Below are 19302 nucleotides of genomic sequence, written 5' to 3' on the forward strand. Positions count from 1 at the left end.
TAAATGATATCGATAATATTTTCACGCCAAATAACGTTCATGGATTAAGGTATAATGAAGGTGACTTTGAGTTAATCGATAAATAAAAACCCTGTCGTTGTAGTAATAATAAATTTCTTCCAGTAAATATCCCGCCGTTCTGGCGGGAGATAAGGCTTTTATGAACAACATCGCTGTATCTCGTACGTCGGGTATGCCCACTGCCGTATATGCTTTATCTGTCGGTTCTTTTGGTATAGGAACGACAGAGTTTGTAATTATGGGCTTATTACTTAACATATCTCGTGATTTTGATATATCCATAACTTTAGCTGCATATTCTATTACAGCGTATGCATTTGGTGTTGTACTTGGCGCACCGTTACTCACTCCATTACTTAGTAAATATAATAAAAAGCCAGTACTTATTTTTCTCATGATTGTATTTACCATTGGCAACCTATGGTGTGGTCTCTCCGGAAGTATTACGAGTTTAATTATAGCCAGAATAATAACCGCATTTTCTCACGCTTCATTTTTCGGAATCAGCTCTGTTTATGCTTCTGAATTAGCACCACCGGACAGACGAGCGTCGGCTGTCTCTGCTGTTTTCCTTGGTGCTACTTTAGCAAATATTATGGGGGTTCCTCTTGGTGCATGGGTGGGTCAACTCGTTGGCTGGCGTTATACTTTTTTCATGGTAACCGTCATCGGTGTTTTATCTGCTCTCGCGATAATAATCGCGGTGCCTCATAAGAAAAATGAAAATAAAAACATTGTCAAAATAAAAGATGATTTAAAAGTAATAATCAACCCAACTGTTCTTAGAAGTTTACTAATTACGGCATTCGGATTTTCAGGTGTTTTTTCTGCCTTTACTTATATTTCGCCAATACTTAAAAACGTTACAGGTATGAATGAAAATCTTATACCGCCTGTTTTGGTTCTATTTGGCATTGGTATGGTGGCAGGTAATCATATTGGTGGAAAATTAACGGATAAAGGGACTCGTAGAGCTCTTATCATAACTCTATTATTTCTAATCATCGTTTTAAGCTTATTCCCAATTGCAGTCTTAACTGAATCGACAGCCTGTATTGCTATTTTCTTACTGGGGATGGCTATGTTCTCAACAATTCCGCCATTACAAGTACAGGCACTGGATAGCAGCGAAATATCAAAGAGCATGGTTTCGTCCTGCAACATAGCAGCATTCAACCTTGGTAATGCTGTAGGTGCCTGGTTCGGCGGGCTGCTAATCACATACGGAGTTTCTCTTTCTCATATTCCATTCGCAGGTGCGTTATTAACGTCCATTGGATTAGTGATTGCTTATATAAAACTGTAAATTTTAAAAAAAACTAAGAGAGTAAATATGAAATATCGTTACCTAAATAATTGATCCTAATTATGCTTCATTTTCAGTGCTCCGTGACCACCACCTGGAAATGGTGAAACATGCTCCATAAAGTAGCGTACTCGTTTTAAAAGTTGCCACATGGCTTTACATTGGTGATTCCGTGTAACTGTCTCGTGCAAAGCGTGCCAAAGCTTCTCTATTTGGTTTACCCATGGGGAGTACACCGGCTGAAATAGCAAAATGAATTTCGGGTTGTTATTCAACCAGACTTGAGCCTTTTTACTCTTATGAATGATGTAGTTATCTACGATGAGAGTGATTGTCTTTGCACGACGATACTGCCGTTTCAGTTGTTCAAGCATCGCAATGAAAAGGTCTGAGTTTTTGCTGGAGCTGGCAACGTACGAGACTTTTCCTGTCTTAGCGTGCAGAGCTCCAGCCAGATAATGCTTGGTATTCTTGCCCGGTGTCACCACTTTCTTTTGCTGGCCTTTGTGTATCCAGTCTGCCCCCATTTTGGGGCAGAGGTGGATATCGACTTCATCTTCATAAAACACGGGGTTATCAATGTCGCACAGCTCTAATGCCTGTTGGATTCTAACGAGTTTTTCTTCTTTATCCGGATCTTTGATATGCAGTGTCGGAGCGGCTCTACGCCAGACGATCCCTAAGCGGGGAAGCCAGCGGCGAATCGTCGATGAGTGAACCTTAAGATTAAATAACCGATTGATTTCTAAAGCCATAAGCTCAGTACTCCAGCGAGAGCGTTGATAGCCAAGATGTTGAGGGTTCAATGTCAATAATGTTGTGAGTACAGCAGCGATCTGCACAAAAGGTAACGTGGGCTCTCTGCCACGAGCTGAGCTTTCTAACCCTTCAAGACCACACTCTGTATACCAATTCACCCAACGTCCGACAGAAGAGCGGGCAGCGGCAAGCAAAGTAGAAACAGATTGACAGTTTTCCCCTCAGATAGCAGCAATATCGCATTCAAACGACGATAATGGTCTTTATCTTTGGTTTTGTGCATTTTTTTGATGATACGGCGTCGCTCTGCGCGGTCAGGTAATGTTAAAATCATGGCACTCGGTAATGTTTTGTGAGTTTTGTGTGTTTGGCGACAGATCAGATCGCACAAACGCTACCGAGTTCCCTTCAATTTTTATCTGCCAGTGATCTACATTTAGGAACAGCTATTTAGAGTGATGGGGATGGGGCCGGTTCCGGCAATAAATAATGCATTATTCCGTTGTTCTCTAACGATAGATGATGTTGACTTGGTCGAGATTAATGAAGCTTTCGCCGCACAAGTTTTAGGTGTAACCAGACAGTTGTCGCAAGAGAACAATATAGAAGAATGTAATATTTTAAAGAAACTTAATATTAATGGTGGTGCTATTGCACTCGGCCATCCGTTAGGATGTTCTGGAAATCGTATTGTTGTAACATTGATACATTCAATGATTAGAAATGATAAAGAAATAGGCCTGGCATCACTGTGTATCGGTGGTGGTATGGGTATTGCGGTTGTTTTAAAAAAGATTTAATAGTCGATTAATCTTCTGAATATTAATTATAGGAGGCAAATATATGGAAAAATTAATTGTTGTGGGTGAAAAGTTTTCAGACTTTGCTGCGAGAAATAAAAATGTTTTAACTGTCAACGAATTTGAACGTTTTGTATGGTCTAATGAGATACAAAGTATTAATAAAATTATTATTGGTCAAGGTGTTGAACTTGAACACATATCTAGATCTTTTAGTATTATCAGACAGAATTATCCAGAAAAGATAAAAGATATTGTCAATTTACAAGATTTATTCTATCAAAATAATAAAGAACATCAAAAATCTGCCCATAAGAAAAAAAGTAAAAATGTTCTTATAACTTCACCTGAAAAAAAAGAACAAAATATTTATGTAGCGAAGCTTATTTATATTGCAAGATTCATCTGAACTACTTTGTGATCATCAGACTGGCCAACATATTCAAGGTATGGTTTTAATTGAAGCCGCAAGGCAAGCGATCATAGCAACTTCAGAAAAATACTTACTTAAAGAGTCAGAAATAAATCTATCTGATAAATATTTTACACTAACATCATTAAACGTTAATTTTTCGAGTTTTGTTTTCCCACTACCTGTAGACGTTTCGCTTAGAGTACTGTCAAAAAAAAGCTCATCATATGGAAAGCTTACATGTGAATGTAGCGTTATCTTTGAACAAACAGAGGAGAACAAAGCAGAAGTCTGTTTTACCTTCAGTGTCAATGAGTTGAACTACATAACAGCAAGAGAGTGTGAACAAGCATCGCGATGTCATAAAAATTATCTTGTCACTGTATAAATAGGCCTATATTTATGAGTATTGCTTTTTTTGATTTTGACGAAACTGTTATTACAGGGAAAAGTATGTTCATATTCCTCAAGGAATATTCGCAACAATATAGATTAAAATGTGGATTATCATTCTATGAAGTGATGGACAGTATTAATGAACTTAGTGATGCAGGAGTGTCACGAGAAGATATTAATCGATATTACTACTCTATCCTCAAAGATGAAGAACAAAGCAAAATTAGAATGGTGGCTGAGAATATATTTTATAAAAAATGTTATCATTTTAATGTAATGGTGGTTGAGAAAATTAAGTTTCATCAGAAGCGAGGAGATGATGTTGTATTCGTTTCAGGAGCGATGAAAGATATCATTTACCTGATGATGAAAGCTCTGGGTGTTCAACACTCATTATGCTCCGAGCCTATAGTAAAAGATGGTTATTACACTGGTGAACTGAGTAAGGTTTCAATTGGTTATCATAAAGCTGAACATGTGAGCAAATATGCAAAATCGTATAATCAATCACTCGTTAATTGTTATGCATATGGAGATCATATTTCAGATCTTGATTTACTTTTATTAGTTGGAAATCCTTGTGCTGTTAATCCATCTTCTGGGTTACTCAATGAATCTCAAAGAAGAGGATGGCCAATATTGATTAGTTCCTGAAATTAATTATCAATGAGTCTGACCGGGTTGAATATCTCGACCAATATCATCAAGCAGGGGAACAAGCGTCCCCTGCCATTGTTGTTAGACTGGCATTTGCTTGAGGTGAAAATTGTCACTGAAATTGCCTGAGTCTGAACGCATCAAACTACATATCTTTCCTACCTCCGGCACCGAAATTTGACGCACATTTGCGTTTTTCGATTTCAGAGACATTGGTGCCTGTGCGTCAGTTACTCTTGCCAAGATGCAAGAGACTATGCCGTCAATAATTAATTTTTACGGTAGTGTTCAAATTTCTGTGTCATTTCTTTAAACTGAACCAAAAAGGAAATGACACCTTATGTCTGACGATAAATTCGAAATTGATATTCAGGCTTTTGCCAAAGCATTGCAATCCGGTCAGGGCCTCAACGGCAAAGACGGTTTGCTCACTGTTGAGGGTTCTTGCCCAATAATGTGCACTGCCACACGCTTCGAGTCCTATACGTATGGGTGGCATATTTGCTATTGTTGTCAGTAATTTAGAGCGAGTAACCGATTTATGAAGTGTCACTTTACCTTGTGAGTCAACGACATGAATACTGAAGTGGTTTTTAGCTAAATCGATACCGCCATCAGACATGGTGCCTCCAGTGCTAATAAGTACCACGTAAGTGTGGCAGATCCTCGGGAGGGGGAATCCATGTCATTCGTTATGTTTCGAGGAATATATGAAGAAGTACGTAGCAATATTATCTAATAAAAACAGAGCACGATTTAGTGATGAGTTATTAGATCAGCATGTAAGTTACCTTAAAGCACAGGAAAGACTTGGTAATATGGTGCTATGCGGCCCTTTCGCCGACAATGAGTCAGCGATTCAGATCTTGATGTCAGATAGCATAGATAAAGCTTATGAAACAGTTGCATCAGACCCTTTTATTAGTGAAGGTTATTATGAAAATGTTGAGGTAAAAGAACTAATCGAAGCCAATGCCAGTAATAACTGGTTAGTCTCTGATCCACAAACCAATTCAAATCGCGCAGATTCAAAAACATAACAAACGTATGTTGCAGATTAATTTTCGCTACACTTCAATTAACTGCAGATACGAGCGTTATGTGGGCGTTCCCTTAGAGAATCCATATGGCATTCAGTGAGTTTGAATCAAAGAAAATTGAGCGGGCAGCTTTAGAGTTTCTGAAAAATCGTAGGCCGCCAGTCGAGATCCGACCCAAGTTAGATATAGACGTTCGGGTGTCTGGCCAAAGCGTGCAAATTGTCGAGATCCGCCCTCATTTCCGGGAGCCGTCCACGATCATTGAATCTCCGGTAGCAAAAGCTACCTACGTCAAGAAAGCGCAGCGCTGGAAAATCTACTGGATGCGTAGCGATCTGAAGTGGCATTCGTACACGCCAGAACCTGAGTCACGCTCCATCGAGGAATTCTTTGCTATCGTGAATACCGATGAGAATGGCTGTTTCTTCGGGTAACACATAACCAGACGCTGTAGTTCGCGGCCTGTGGCCGCTGGAAGCCCTTTTCATTTTCATTACGGCTTCGCCTCCATTACAAGGTCGCCGCTAAGCTCTGCGTTATAATTTAAAGGAGAATTCATGGCCTATTTAATATATGCAGTAGATCATGATGGAATGGATTCCGTAAGGGGAAGTTTGCGCGGCAAACATCGAGAACACTTAAAATCCATAGGTGAAAAATTGCTGGAGTCCGGTGCGCTATTGGATGAATCAGGGGAAAACGTGATTGGCGGTATATCGATAATTGATACTGACAATCAAACAGAGGCAGAAGCATTTGCAGTTGAAGATCCATATAGCGTGGCAGGTATAAGGAAAGAAACGAAAGTCATTCGTTGGCGTCGTCGCTGGATTAATGGAGAGTTTCAGGAAGAGATTAACTTATAACAAACGCGTCATTATGCGTCACACTTTGAAGCCAAAATCTGAGACAATTATCGAGGGTAGAAATAAAAAAGAACCGCGTCGCATCTTATCCTTCAACAATGCTAAAACTATGATAAACAGTGTTTTTTTCTGAACGCTTCTTTTATGCTAAAGCCATTCATCACTGACCAAATGTTGCTTTATGAAAACCTCCCTCGATCATCTGCCTGAATTCAAACAGCAAGAGCTTGCCACGATCTCGACCATTCTGCGCGATACGCTGGAAGACTATCTTGAGGGCAAAACCGGGAGTAAAAGTGAGTTTCGTATCCTGAAAATTATTCTGTTCGGCAGCCACGCCAAAGGTAATTGGGTCAGCGATCCGGTCAATGGTTACATCAGTGATTACGATATTCTGGTGATCGTCAACAAAGCTGCTTTGGTGGAGGATTATGTCGTCTGGCAGCGGGCTGAAGAGCAAATTGATCGCAAAGTAAAATCCGCACCGCTTGGTTTGATTGTTCACGATTTACAGGAAGTGAATGAACGATTGCAGCAGGGGCACTACTTTTTCCGGGATATCCGCGAAGAAGGAATTGAACTGTTTGCCGCGACACCGAAACCACTGATGAAGTCGGGTGATTTAACCAAGGTCGAAAAACGGGAAATTGCCCGTAAACATTATGCACAGTGGTTTAAAAGCGCGAATGCCTTTATCTCCGGTTATCATCACTATTTAAATCAAAAAGAGTTATCTATCGCTGCTTTTGAATTACATCAATCGACGGAACGTTTTTTGGCCTGTGTATTACTCACATGCACCAACTATTTACCCAAATCCCACAATATCGAGAAGCTGAGTAAACTGTGTGCGCAAATCGAGCCAGAGTTTAAGACGATTTTCCCACTCGACAATAAATTCCACCGTCGCAGCTTCCGTTGCCTGCAACGCGCCTATATCGAAGCCCGTTATTCAGAGCATTATGAAATCACCGCAGAAGAGCTGGCTTATCTTGAAGAGAGAGTGCAACAATTAAGAACACTGGCAGAACGGGTTTGTTTAGCACGGATTAACGGGGCTTGAGGACACGAAACCACCACTACCGTTCTCACTCATCTTATGATGAACATGAAAAAGTTGCTCAATAATCCTCCAATTGCTGAACGTGATTCATCAATCAGAAATCAGTTTGTACACTGTCAAACATCTGAATTAGCTCACACCTTCACTGATTTGCATTTGATCCTGAATGGTGAGTTTGTATGTTATTAGCTGAATCGATTCAGTAGAACAACAAATCAAACTCACTATCAAGGAATCAAACGTCATGAAGATCAAACCACTTGTCGCTGCCCTACTTATTGCTGCTCCCGGTCTTGTTAATGCTGCGGAGTTTGTCTTAACAGATGCCACCGCCAATATTGACGTCGGTGCCTGGAAAGTCACCAATAAAGATTTAGGCATTCAACAGCCTTTCTCCGTCGAAAAACGCCAGCTACATGGCGGCAAACAGATGGGAGTCGATACCTTAGTGATTAACAACGGAGAACTGGAAATCACCTTAGTGCCAACCCGTGGCATGGGAATATTTAACGTCAAAAAGGATGGCAAACGTATTCTCGGCTGGGACTCGCCGGTCAAAGAGATCGTCAATCCTGCATTTATTGATCTGGAAAGCCGCAACGGTCTGGGCTGGTTAGATGGTTTTAATGAGATGATGGTACGCTGCGGTTACGAATGGACCGGTCACCCGGGCGTCGATGATAACGGTCAGCTCCTCAGCTTACATGGTCGCATTCAAAACACACCGGCTTCTACAGTCAAAGTGACTATCGACGAACAGCCGCCTTATACCATCACTGTTGAAGGAGAAGTCTCTGAAAGAACCTTCAAAAAAGCAGAGCTCGTAACGCTCACCTCATTCTCAGTCACACCCGGCAGCAACCAGTTTGCCGTCCATGACACTTTAACCAATAAAGCCGATTATGAAGACGAGTATCAGATCATTTATCACTCCAACTTTGGCCGTCCGATCCTCGAAAAAGGCGCAAAAATTACCGCAGCAGCCAGTGAGATTTCACCCTTTAACGATTATGCGAAAAAAGGCCTGAAAGACTGGCAAACCTATCTTGGCCCAACTAAAGGCTATGATGAGATGGTTTATAATTTGAAACCAATCGGAGATAAACAGGGTAACACGCTGGCTGTGCTGCATAATCAGGCCGGAAATCTGGGGGTCTCGGTCGGTTACAACATCAAACAACTGCCCGTTCTGACCATCTGGAAGAATACCGATACATTGCAACAAGGCTATGTTACCGGAATCGAACCGGGTACCAGTTATGCTTATAACACCAAGTATCAACGTCCACTGGGGTTAGTGCCTAAAATTGAGGCCGGTGCATCCAAGCATTTTGATGTGACATACACGGTATTACGCAATACCGGAGAAGTAAAACAGGCTCTAGCTACCGTGGCAGACATTCAGGGTAAACACCCCGTTAAGCAGGTGACAAAACCACTGGTTGATTTAAATAAAGTCCATTGATGACGTCCTCATGCCATATTTGCAGTCTCTGATCATAGACAGGAGACCCACATAGGAAAGCATGGACACATAACAAAAAGACCCAACCGGGTCTTTTTGTTTGTCAGTGAAAATATCAATGATGTCATTCATAGTGACGTAACTAACACATAGTGACGTCACTGACGCGCAGCTCTTGCTCAGCACTCTTTATTGGTGATGATGCTTTTCCTTGACCATCTCAGAAACATATTCGATCACCCGATTACTGGCATGTTCGGCTTTATCAACCACGGTAACCAAACGGTTCAATACGTCATCATCCGCCAGCCAGTCCTCACGCACCAATTTCAGCGCTTCTTGCATATTTTGATGCACCGCTTGATGATGTTCTTCTAAGCGACGATAAGCGGTTGTCTGACTGAAAGCGGCATAACCTTCACCTTCGTAATACCATTTACCCATCCGGCAATTGAAATGATCAACCTGAACTTCTCTTGCTTCGGCACCTTCTCCGTTTGATTCCAGAGCGATATAGCCATTTTGTTTATAAATAACATGATCCAGTTTAATCAACGATGCAAAAGAGCAGTCCTTGGCCTGATTCATTAACGAGATGGTTTGTTGTGATGCATTGGCAACCTTGTCAAAGTTGCTGTGAAAATTGGTCACTTCATCCCCGACACTTTTCATCTGTTGCCCGACGGCCAGTGTCTGAGACACCATTTCTTCGATCGGGCCGATCAGTGAATTAATAATTTCACTAATATCTGCGGTTGAGCTTCTGGTGCGATCAGCCAGCGAGCGCACCTCATCGGCAACCACGGCGAAGCCGCGTCCGACATCCCCGGCCCGAGCCGCTTCAATGGCAGCATTCAAAGCCAGCAAATTGGTCTGTTCGGCAATCCCGGTAATCACTTTGATCGTATCGGCAATCCGGATACTCTCCTTGCCCAACGTCTGTGCGGTCTGTTCCATGCTCACCATCCGGACATTCACATCATCAAGCGCATGGCGGATTTCTCCCACGACTTCACGACTTTGTGCTGCACCATCCCGGCTTTCTGTCGCAATGGTCAACACATCATCCATTTGATTCGACAACGTCACCAACTCTTCCTGATTATTCTTTAAGTTGACGATCAAGTTGGTGGTATTGAGATGATGCAATTCACTTTTCAAGCGATTTTTCCGGGAGAAAACATGTGCTTGCTGCATGGATTCGATTGCTTCATTGATACTCTGCATCGTCTCGAAAAATTCACCGGGCATACCATCGACTAACCCACGACGGTAGAACACACCTTTACTTGTGCGCTGAAAAGTGTTTGACAACTCTTTAAAGTTGGTTTCAACAATATCCAGAAAATCATTCAATGCCCATGCCACATGGCCGACTTCTCCCAGCCCTTTGGTATCAGTAATACGAATATGAACATTGCCTTTTCTGGCATCATTCAAAGCATCACAGATCCGTTTCAACACCATTAACGGTTGCAGTTGATCCCAATAAGCATAGGCCGAAAAGACAATGGTAAATAATGGTAAGAGGACATTGAAGTAGTTGAAGCCGTGATCATAAATATTGGCAATCGATAATCCAATGATGACAGTGGTGAACACTGAGCAGATAATCAAAAACTTCTGGCGCAGAAATAAAATATTGCTACTGACCTGACTCGTACTACGCATCATTCACTCCTTTAATCTGAACGATGTTTCTGGTAAAGGTCGATGATGTATTCTTCATACGCCATCTGATGTTGCTGACGGACTAAATCAACCATCCACTTCCACGAGACTTCCGGAGCTTGTTTTCTGTCGGTTGTCTGCTCCAATTCGCGCATTTTCTGATAAATTCCGTCAATCGTTTGCACCGCACCTTTGGGGGCGACCCGACGCACTGAATAAAAACCAACGACATTCCCGCCAATTCGATCAGGCGTTATATTGGCAAAAACCCAGTAGTAATTCTTATCTGATGTATAGTTTTTTACAAAACCAAAAAACTCTTCTCCTGACTTTAAGGCATGCCATAAACCGTAGAAGACACCTCGTGGCATGGAAGGATGACGGATCAAATTATGATCCTGACCAAGCAGATCGGCTTCTGCATAGTTTGCCACACGCATAAATGTCCGGTTTGCATAGGTGATTTTCCCTTGCAAATCTGTTTTGGTAATAATCAGTTCACTCTGGTCAAATGACACTTGCTGTTCTGCTGTAGCCATACCTCTCCTTAGATAATGAACGATCCCTTAAGAAACTATATGCCATGGCTAAAATATGGCAAAGTTTATACCTTGATACATATCAACTTTCTATAATTCATTCTCTTTACTCCGCAGTCGGAAAATCGCAGAATCTATTGCGTCCTCATTCGATTACGATAAACTGCTCACGGACATCTACACCGCTAGACGTGTATTTAAATTTTCTTGGACATCAATCAACACAGAGGTATCTCATGTCACAACATCAAGTCACCATCCTCGACGGCGGAATGAGCCGAGAACTGGAACGTCTCGGAGCGCCCTTTCGCCAACCCGAGTGGTCTGCCCTTGCTTTGATTGAAACACCGGAGATTGTCCGACAGGCACATGAAGTCTTTATTCGCAGTGGCTCCGAAGTAATTACCACCAACAGCTACGCCTTAGTTCCTTTCCATATTGGTGAGACCCGTTTTAACAACGAAGCGCTGACGCTGGCACAAAAAGCGGGACAAATGGCTCGCCAGGCTGTTGAAGCGACTCAGACTCACGCTCAGATTGCCGGCTCGCTGCCGCCGTTATTCGGCTCTTATCGTCCGGATTTATATCAAGCGGATCGGGTGGATGAAATTGCTGCACCGTTGATTCAAGGGCTCGATGATTTTGTTGATTTCTGGCTGATCGAAACACAAAGCCTGATCGCTGAAGCAACCGCGATCAAAGCATCGATTGACCGCTTTAGCAGCCAGTCAAAACCGGTTTGGGTCTCATTTACGCTGGAAGATTCAGAGCCAGTCGAGCAACCCGTTATCCGTTCCGGTGAAACCGTCGCACAAGCAGTACGAACCTTGGCCGAACAAAACGTCGGGGCGATCCTGTTCAACTGCTGTCAGCCGGAAACCATTGAAGATGCGATTGATGTGGCTCGCAACACCCTTGCTGAACTCGGCAAAAGTGACATTCAGCTTGGTGCCTATGCCAATGCATTTGCCCCGCAGAAAAAAGATGCGGCAGCCAATGAAGAGATTGACGAAATCAGAGCAGATATGACACCACCGGCTTACGTGACATGGGCAGAAAAATGGTGCCGTCAGGGAGCATCACTGATTGGCGGTTGCTGTGGTATCGGCGCGGCACATATTACTGAACTTCGCCGGCATCTGAAGTCGTAAAAGAGTAAGAACAGCTCAATCCTTCTATCACTGACCACGAAAAATAAGGTTGAGAACCTATTCCCTTCATAACGGATTCAGCGTTGAATGCTGAATCCACCCCCCCAAATTACGTGATCTTCGTTCAAAAAAACACATAAAACAAGAACTATCGTACACGATAGAGCATCGATATGACGTGATCATGTGAATTATATTTATTCAAACAATCTTAATTGTTAATCCAAATCAATGTGCTACTTAATCGAATCACGCAGTATTGACCATTTAGTAAATAACTCACTCAAAAATGAAACTCTATACAAAAATGAAACTCTAGATGTTAGCCCATTCATTTTTACTATAGGACGCCTATGATTCGTTACTACCAAAACAAGAGCATTAACGCTCAATTACGGGCGATTATGCTCTTTTGCTTAATCATCTCTTTTTCAACTATTGCGTTACTCGTATATCGTAGTGCTGCGAGTATTCTTTTAAACTCAACACTCACCGATCATCAATCTAAAGTAGAGGGGATCGCTCAAGCCATATCGCAACAATTTTTCACTTATCTGGATACCACCAAAACACTAGAATCGACATTCCAGAACAGCTATCTGAAAGGATTAACCTGGCAGGATCAGGAGGTCGATTTTCGCGGATATCCGGTGACGGATGTCACCCTCAACGGGAAAAGCGTCATTGGCTCAACAGATACTGTGGATCAATTCACGCGAGATACTGGTGCTATTGCCACTCTATTTCTGCCCACGGGACAAGATTGGGTGCGCGTTTCAACCTCATTAAAAAATAAACAAGGTGCGAGAGCCGTCGGAACGCTGTTGGGGCAATCTCATCCGGGGTATGAAAAACTCAGCCGAGGCGAACCCTATTATGCGCAGGTGAATCTGTTCGGTACTCACTATCTCACTTACTATAATCCAATCAAAAACCGTCAGCAGCAGGTTGTCGCCATTTCATTTATCGGAGTTCCTGTTGAAGAGGCAACCACCAAGCTCTTACATAATCTCAATCAGGTCAAGTGGGGTAGAACCGGCAGCACGATGGTTGTGGATACGCGTGAGCACTTGCAAGGAAAATATCTGCTCGGCGGTGACAATACACAAGTGGAATCAATTCTTGACGAAAAAGATGCCGACGGAAATACCATCTTTCACGATATTTTTAAAAATAATGGAGGTTTGATTCGCTACCATCAATCCACTCATGGTGATATTCAGGAACACTATCTTGTCTATACCGATGTCCCCGGCTGGGAATGGAAACTACTCGGTGGCACCTATATTGATGAGATCACCGAGGGTAGTCATGAACTCCTGAAGTTGATCGTCCTGATTTCATCGCTGGTCGGCGGTGCGACATTCGTCATCATTGCGTTATTCCTCAGCCACACCATCAAACCATTGATCAATTTAAGTCATATTATGGAACGGTTAGGAAAAGGGGAAATCAGTCTGAGCATCAAAACAGGTGCCAAAGAAACCAAGAATGAAATCCTTCGGCTATACAATAGTGCGGCAACCATGATGACCCAACTCAATCACTTGGTTGGTAATATCCGTTCTACCAGTGATCAGGTCCAGAATCAGTCTGCGAGTGTTCTCCGTGATGCCAATGTTGGATTAACCCAGTCTGAGCGGCAACATGAACAGGTTGAACAGGTTGTTACCGCTATTGAAGAAATGGCAACCTCAGCCAAAGATGTGGCAATGCAGGTCGAAGCAATTGCTGACAATGTCCGACAAGCCAATGAGAATACACAATCTGGTCTGAATTTAGTTGAAGATGTTTGTATCGATGTGGCCCAATTGAATGACCAGTTGGCACAATCCTCTCAGGCTATCGATCAGCTCAGAACCGACAGTGAAAGTATTCAAACCGTAACGGAAATGATCGATGCAATTGCTGAACAGACCAACCTACTGGCTCTCAATGCAGCAATCGAAGCAGCACGAGCCGGTGATCAAGGTCGTGGTTTTGCGGTGGTAGCGGATGAAGTCAGAACGTTGGCTCAAAGAACGCAGACGTCGGTTCAGAGTGTAGTCACCATTATCGACAAGCTCAAGCATTCAACCAAAAATGCCGTTCAGTTGATGCAACATAGTCAGCATCATGCGGATAATATGCTGAATAAATCTCAAGATGCCGGGACATCACTCGAAACTATCGCGGAACAGATTCATTCGATTGCTTCTCAAGCTCAGACCATTGCAACAACGGCAGAGCAACAGGCGCAAGTTTCCGCCGATGTCGCCCAAAGTGCTTCAGAAATCAGTCAGTTGAACCAAGAAGGCCAACAAACCAATGCCAAAACAGCCGAAAGCGCCTCAGCATTGCAATCTCTGGCGGAACACCTGAAAAATCAGGTCGGTTTTTTCCATTAACACCGAAACAATCACCATCTCTCATGCACAGTATTGTATTTCCCTGATGATGAGATGACTCAAAACCAGCAAACCAAAAAGGGCTGCCTTGGCAGCCCTTGTCATTTTTCATTCATCCACCGGATGACTCCGGCTAAACCGCTTCCGGTTCAAGAATTTCATGATTGCTCATCGCCACAAGTGATTTACCCAACAGCCATTCCAGCTCTTTATCGGCATCGGTACCCAGTTTCTCTTCAATCAGATGGTACATCCGTTCTAACCCTTGACGAGAAACATCAACAGAACGTTCAGCAGAAATGATGTGGTGGAAAAGAAATCTCAGGATCGCGACAAACTGGCTGTGCTCCAATGCCTGCATCCAGCTCCGACGGAATGCAGCGACCCCGTTTTCCAATTCCAGATAGGAGGTAAAAAGCAGGAAAATTTGGCTATTCAGTGCTGTGGCGAAATCCGTCTTTTTAGGGAAATGGTGGCTGATCCCCGTCCGGGATATACCTGTCTGCTGACTGAGTGTCGTATATGACATACGGTCATAGCCAAGATTCAGCACCTGATAGACGACCGCATCTAAAATTGTCTGAATTGTGACTTCTGTTTCTTCTCTGCTACGCTTAGGCATAATGTGACTCTCTTAAAATTAGGTGAGCCCCACCTTTCCGTAAACACGTTATGCCAAGGTAAGAGGCACTTCACCATGATGATCCATTCAAAAAATATGGGAAATCAAATTGCCATGCTCAGTTATCTCAGCAATGACCGAGTTCCCAACGTTCAATCAAAAGGGAATGAACACCATTCAAGCTGTCCTCAAATAACACTCTGTCCCACACTGCAAAGTCAAAATATGACCCACAGTTTATGCACTGATATCGTCACCCGACTCTCTCCTTTCTGGTCACCGAATTGGAATAGAATGGTGTTCACTCAAGCGCTTAGATATGCCAGCGCCTGAATATAAAGTCCATCATCTCAGATTCATTGAGTGGAACAATGATATCGCCTGAATTCTGTTACCCCCTTGGCATGAATCCTGATGATTATGAGAGTTTAATCACATATAAATATTTCTTAAGTACCATATATCCCCATCGTTACACAAAATCAACGTGTTACTGAATAATCCGTATTTCATCGAACCTCTGTCTGATCGTCTGCTGGTGACTGAGCTCGGGTCTGCGCTAAAATAGGCAACGATACCGATATTATTGCAAACGCAATTCAAAGCCCGATACTTCACCAATCATATCGTGTCGTGCACAGGACCTTATCCATTGTGATAAATCAACTTGTTTGCAGTGATTCAGGTATATACTCGGGCAATGGTGTGTCAATCACACAAGCAGAACACTCGAGTCTCAGTTCCTGACCAATGGGGTAATTTTATGAATACAAATGACAATATAGAAAATGAAATCTGCGAAGCCTGCGGAACATTCGGTGAAATCGGCTACATCATTAAAGAAGGTGACGATGTGGCTGAAGTTACCGTACTGGCAAATGGCGCAGCAGCACTTCAGGCTGAACTAGACAAATACATTGCCCTCGCGAAACAGGTCTGCGCGGATGTGAAATATGAAACCACACCAATCACTGAAGATGCACAAGAGCTCCATGCTCGTTTTCAGTTTGAAGTCAGTGCCGAAAAACTGATTTTTGAACTCAAATCCCGCTCTCTTGCCCGCGGATAAGTCATCAATATCATCTTACACCGATGAATATCAAACACAGAACCATCAATCGGGTTCTGTGCGTTTTCACCACAGACATCAATACCTTGTGTCTGTGGTCTATTTTTTAAATTTTCCTCACCCAATGTGTCTCTCGGCAAGCAACTTTTCTCGTAATTTTTAAGGCCTCTTTCAGCATTGCAAGCCATTCATCGATCCGCCATACTGCTTCTATCACCGTTTTTAGGTTTTGCATTTTTATGTTCAGCTTTTCTATATTTAGGTATGGAGTGCGTTCACTCCTGACTTTATTGATCGGATTAATGAGTCTCTGCCTGCCCCAGCTCGCCACGGCTCAAGGGCTGAATCATTACCAGATCCTCAATTATCTGGATAATTACGGCAATTTAGATCTCAGTGGCAAACCATTCACTGAATTACCATCCGGTATGGTGATTAAACGAGATTTGAATATTTCCCGGACACCGATCCGTGCACTGCCCAGAGACATCGATATTCAGGGCGGACTGGTTGCTACCAATTGTCAGTTAGAAACCGTGTATTCCGGAACCAAAATTAAAGGTTATGCCAATCTCATCGGCTCCAAAATCAAACGCTGGCAACGTGGTGTCCGAGTCGGTGGTTATTTAAATTTTACCGATACGCCTTTAGAAAAATTGCCAGCCAGACTCAGAGTCAAAGGTGATTTGAGTGTTATCCGCACACCATTGACCGAGCTGCCTGACGGCCTGATTGTCGAAGGGAATTTATATATCGGTGGTTCGGGCATCCACGCATTCCCGGAAACGATGACCGTGAAAGGCAACATCTATCTGGGCGGGAACCGTATCCAAAAATGGCCGAAAAATCTCACGCTGGGCGGATCCGTAGCAAGATAACCTTGCTACGGTAAATCATCAATCTATGGTTGCTCGTTCACTCGGCCTGAACTTTGAGTTGATGATCTAAATTTAATCTATCACTCAGCTTGTGGCTTGTTTTTCACCGGGTTGGCATAACTGGCGAGCAGATATTCATGCGCACCTTCCGGCAGACATGCCAGCTTTTGGTTCAGCACATCCCGTGTCGTTTGGGTCACTTCATCGCTTTCGCATCCCGCAGCCAATAGGTTGATGGGAAACAACTGATAATGTTGATGAATCTGTCGGTCAATCTCATCTGCCAGTGCGTCCGGAGTGGCAAAATCCTGGTCAATCACATCACCAAATGCCACATGAATGCGCCCTTTTTCCCCCACAATCCCCTGAATGATACTCTCAATATCTTCAAATTCTCTTTTTTCATAAGCGCCCAGCGTCGCTTTTTCATAAAGCTCCTTGGCTTTGGCCAGATCACAGGGATCATTTTCATAGGCAATCGCAACCGGCACAATTTTCAACGATTTAACATAAGTTGCAAAATCAACTTTTTTACTGCGCCCTTCCACATGAAACATCTTCAGAATGGCCGGATCAGTAAAGTCATTGCCATCCTTTGCCCGCCCTTCACGCTGGGCAATCCAAATAGAATGCCCCGTCTCCAACGAATTTTTGATATAGCCGGACAGCGTTGCCAACGCTTTCATCATTTCACGTGGCCCTTTGGCAGAACGCTTCACAATAAAACTTTTATTTAATTTCATCAGCTCAGTAGCACATGGCTTACGTAACAGATTGTCGCCAATCGCAATTCTCACCGTCTGATGCCCGGAAATGTGCAGGCCATAGTTCACCAGTGCGGGATCCATCGCTATATCACGATGGTTCGAAACAAACAGATAAGCCTGATTTTTATCCAGCTTGTCCAGACCGGAATACGTCACGCCACCAGTGGTCGTCTCTAATGTTTGATCAAGGTATTTTTTCACTTCAAGCTGAATTGCCTCAACGGAAGTCAGTTTCCGCCACTTGAACTTCAGATACACTTTGACCCAAGGACTGATCAGGGTTTGAATCCACCCGGCATGGTGCTTGAATCGGTGCTTAACAATTGCATGAATAAATTCATCGTCTTGAATGAGACGATTGATAGCTGCAGGAATTTCATCGTCTTCATAAGGACGAATCTCTGCATAAGGATCGGTAGTTGATGTCATTATAATACTATATTCTTCGAAAAAACTGGCCCATTCTACGCACACTTCCTCTTGTTCGCAGCTATTGTTAGAAAACAAACCTACTGGTATGACCAGTATGGCATCCTTGACTGACTTGATGATGAAGCCGTTCACATCCTTTCTGTGATCTCTGGTCTTCACTTGATCACCTTCTGTAACAACCTTCTGTTATCACTGGCGCGTTCAAGAAAAGCAACTCGTTGAGTATAGCCTAGTTTATTTGGCTTTTGCTGACGGACAAGTTAACCTAGGCGCGTTTGAAAACATGTGCGTTTGAAAAAGAGAGACTAACCATGCACTACGCCATTCAAGTGGATTCAGCCACGACCGATTATCTACAGCTCACCGCCCGGAAAAAATCGCTGAAACACGTTCTGTTGCTCGTCGAGCAAGGCATGGTGCTATTGAAACTCGGCAAGCATGAATATGCGGCACGCGCAAAACAAGCACTGTGGATTCCTTGTCAGTGTCTGCATGCATTGACGATTTTTCCGCAGACTCGCCTGACACGCATCGAATTTTCAGCCCGCCTGCGCCACAATTTCCCACTACAGGCTGGATTTGTGGCACCCGGCACCTTGTGTCGTGCGGTATTGGCACGTCTCTCCGAGACAACGCCTCAAATGACGGTTTATTCACATCTGCTCGGGGTGCTCACTGATGAAGTGTTACATTTTCAACCTGAGCTGCATGAAAACAAATTCACTCATTTACTCAAGCAATGGCAAGCTCAGTATCCTCAACCCGTTGAAGGCATATCACCGGAAGTCCATCTCATACTGTTATTACGCGAAGCACAGAAAAAGATGCAATCCGGTGTCACAGCCGAGCATATCGCAGATCAGTTTTTTGACGGACAACTGATGCAACTGCATCAATTGCGTCAAAGTTTGCTGGGATTGAGCAACGAAATAAAATGATTGAGTCGTTCAATGGATCAAGCGTATCGGTTAAGCGATACGCCTGTTCGATGGCATCACACC

General features: G+C 43.2%; 19 protein-coding genes and 2 pseudogenes. 15 read left to right on the forward strand and 6 right to left on the reverse strand.

Annotated elements, in window-relative coordinates:
- The first annotated feature begins 160 nt into the window (after positions 1 to 160).
- Positions 161 to 1327: an MFS transporter gene (locus AC55NX_RS18300; RefSeq protein ID WP_496997039.1), complete on the forward strand. Its 1167-nt coding sequence runs from the start codon at positions 161 to 163 to the stop codon at positions 1325 to 1327.
- Between the two features lie 56 nt (positions 1328 to 1383).
- Here the strand turns inward: AC55NX_RS18300 and AC55NX_RS18305 are convergent.
- Positions 1384 to 2420: pseudogene (locus AC55NX_RS18305) on the reverse strand (IS630 family transposase).
- A gap of 130 nt (positions 2421 to 2550) precedes the next feature.
- On the opposite strand from AC55NX_RS18305, the gene AC55NX_RS18310 reads away from it, so the two are divergent.
- Genes AC55NX_RS18310 through AC55NX_RS18325 form a run of 4 tightly spaced genes read left to right on the forward strand, consistent with a single transcriptional unit; the run spans position 2551 to position 4348 of the window.
- A complete protein-coding gene (locus AC55NX_RS18310) occupies positions 2551 to 2886 on the forward strand; it encodes a hypothetical protein (RefSeq protein WP_496997040.1) in 336 nt (111 codons plus the stop codon).
- A gap of 43 nt (positions 2887 to 2929) precedes the next feature.
- Positions 2930 to 3295, forward strand: coding sequence for a hypothetical protein (locus AC55NX_RS18315; protein ID WP_496997041.1), 366 nt, complete (start codon positions 2930 to 2932; stop codon positions 3293 to 3295).
- A 40-nt stretch (positions 3296 to 3335) separates the two neighbouring features.
- Complete coding sequence (locus AC55NX_RS18320; RefSeq protein WP_496997062.1) at positions 3336 to 3686, forward strand: AfsA-related hotdog domain-containing protein; 351 nt, start codon at positions 3336 to 3338, stop codon at positions 3684 to 3686.
- 14 nt (positions 3687 to 3700) lie between these two features.
- Positions 3701 to 4348 (forward strand): HAD family hydrolase, encoded by a 648-nt coding sequence (locus AC55NX_RS18325; RefSeq protein ID WP_496997042.1) that lies wholly within the window; start codon positions 3701 to 3703, stop codon positions 4346 to 4348.
- Positions 4349 to 4784: 436 nt separating this feature from the next.
- On the opposite strand, the pseudogene AC55NX_RS18330 reads toward AC55NX_RS18325, so the two are convergent.
- Positions 4785 to 4973, reverse strand: a pseudogene (locus AC55NX_RS18330) (IS110 family transposase); the annotation flags it as partial.
- An 88-nt stretch (positions 4974 to 5061) separates the two neighbouring features.
- On the opposite strand from AC55NX_RS18330, the gene AC55NX_RS18335 reads away from it, so the two are divergent.
- From AC55NX_RS18335 to AC55NX_RS18355, 5 genes are all read left to right on the forward strand, one after another.
- Positions 5062 to 5391 carry a YciI family protein gene (locus AC55NX_RS18335; RefSeq protein ID WP_496997043.1) on the forward strand — a complete coding sequence of 110 codons (330 nt, stop codon included), beginning with the start codon at positions 5062 to 5064 and terminating at the stop codon, positions 5389 to 5391.
- Positions 5392 to 5477: 86 nt separating this feature from the next.
- Positions 5478 to 5825, forward strand: coding sequence for a DUF3024 domain-containing protein (locus AC55NX_RS18340; protein ID WP_496997044.1), 348 nt, complete (start codon positions 5478 to 5480; stop codon positions 5823 to 5825).
- A 123-nt stretch (positions 5826 to 5948) separates the two neighbouring features.
- The gene (locus tag AC55NX_RS18345) at positions 5949 to 6257 is read left to right on the forward strand and encodes a YciI family protein (protein WP_496997045.1); all 309 of its coding nucleotides are present in this window, start codon (positions 5949 to 5951) and stop codon (positions 6255 to 6257) included.
- A 181-nt stretch (positions 6258 to 6438) separates the two neighbouring features.
- Complete coding sequence (locus AC55NX_RS18350; RefSeq protein ID WP_496997046.1) at positions 6439 to 7320, forward strand: HEPN domain-containing protein; 882 nt, start codon at positions 6439 to 6441, stop codon at positions 7318 to 7320.
- A gap of 244 nt (positions 7321 to 7564) precedes the next feature.
- On the forward strand, positions 7565 to 8785 hold the full coding sequence (locus tag AC55NX_RS18355; RefSeq protein WP_496997047.1) for an aldose 1-epimerase family protein: 1221 nt from the start codon (positions 7565 to 7567) through the stop codon (positions 8783 to 8785).
- A 189-nt stretch (positions 8786 to 8974) separates the two neighbouring features.
- On the opposite strand, the gene AC55NX_RS18360 is transcribed toward AC55NX_RS18355, so the two are convergent.
- Both AC55NX_RS18360 and AC55NX_RS18365 read right to left on the reverse strand, forming a co-directional pair.
- A complete protein-coding gene (locus tag AC55NX_RS18360; protein WP_496997048.1) occupies positions 8975 to 10459 on the reverse strand; it encodes a methyl-accepting chemotaxis protein in 1485 nt (494 codons plus the stop codon).
- An 8-nt stretch (positions 10460 to 10467) separates the two neighbouring features.
- Entirely contained in the window at positions 10468 to 10995 is a 528-nt protein-coding gene (locus tag AC55NX_RS18365; RefSeq protein ID WP_496997049.1) for a PAS domain-containing protein, read from the reverse strand.
- Between the two features lie 236 nt (positions 10996 to 11231).
- On the opposite strand from AC55NX_RS18365, the gene AC55NX_RS18370 reads away from it, so the two are divergent.
- Both AC55NX_RS18370 and AC55NX_RS18375 read left to right on the forward strand, forming a co-directional pair.
- Positions 11232 to 12146 (forward strand): homocysteine S-methyltransferase family protein, encoded by a 915-nt coding sequence (locus tag AC55NX_RS18370; protein ID WP_496997050.1) that lies wholly within the window; start codon positions 11232 to 11234, stop codon positions 12144 to 12146.
- A 353-nt stretch (positions 12147 to 12499) separates the two neighbouring features.
- The gene (locus AC55NX_RS18375) at positions 12500 to 14533 is read left to right on the forward strand and encodes a methyl-accepting chemotaxis protein (protein ID WP_496997051.1); all 2034 of its coding nucleotides are present in this window, start codon (positions 12500 to 12502) and stop codon (positions 14531 to 14533) included.
- 133 nt (positions 14534 to 14666) lie between these two features.
- Here AC55NX_RS18375 and AC55NX_RS18380 read toward each other — a convergent pair whose 3' ends face one another.
- A complete protein-coding gene (locus tag AC55NX_RS18380) occupies positions 14667 to 15155 on the reverse strand; it encodes a TetR/AcrR family transcriptional regulator (RefSeq protein WP_038184267.1) in 489 nt (162 codons plus the stop codon).
- A gap of 763 nt (positions 15156 to 15918) precedes the next feature.
- Between AC55NX_RS18380 and AC55NX_RS18385 the strand changes: the two genes are divergently transcribed.
- Together AC55NX_RS18385 and AC55NX_RS18390 are read left to right on the forward strand one after the other, a co-directional pair.
- The gene (locus AC55NX_RS18385; RefSeq protein WP_059122306.1) at positions 15919 to 16224 is read left to right on the forward strand and encodes a YfcZ/YiiS family protein; all 306 of its coding nucleotides are present in this window, start codon (positions 15919 to 15921) and stop codon (positions 16222 to 16224) included.
- 302 nt (positions 16225 to 16526) lie between these two features.
- A complete protein-coding gene (locus tag AC55NX_RS18390) occupies positions 16527 to 17102 on the forward strand; it encodes a leucine-rich repeat domain-containing protein (RefSeq protein WP_496997063.1) in 576 nt (191 codons plus the stop codon).
- A gap of 80 nt (positions 17103 to 17182) precedes the next feature.
- Here the strand turns inward: AC55NX_RS18390 and AC55NX_RS18395 are convergent, their stop codons facing one another.
- Complete coding sequence (locus tag AC55NX_RS18395; RefSeq protein WP_496997052.1) at positions 17183 to 18298, reverse strand: 1-acyl-sn-glycerol-3-phosphate acyltransferase; 1116 nt, start codon at positions 18296 to 18298, stop codon at positions 17183 to 17185.
- A 314-nt stretch (positions 18299 to 18612) separates the two neighbouring features.
- Here AC55NX_RS18395 and AC55NX_RS18400 point away from each other — a divergent pair, with 314 nt between their 5' ends.
- Positions 18613 to 19239, forward strand: a complete 627-nt coding sequence (locus tag AC55NX_RS18400) for an AraC family transcriptional regulator (protein ID WP_496997053.1) — start codon at positions 18613 to 18615, stop codon at positions 19237 to 19239.
- The last annotated feature ends 63 nt before the right edge of the window (positions 19240 to 19302 follow it).

This window comes from Vibrio rubrogenes (genome assembly GCF_059641415.1).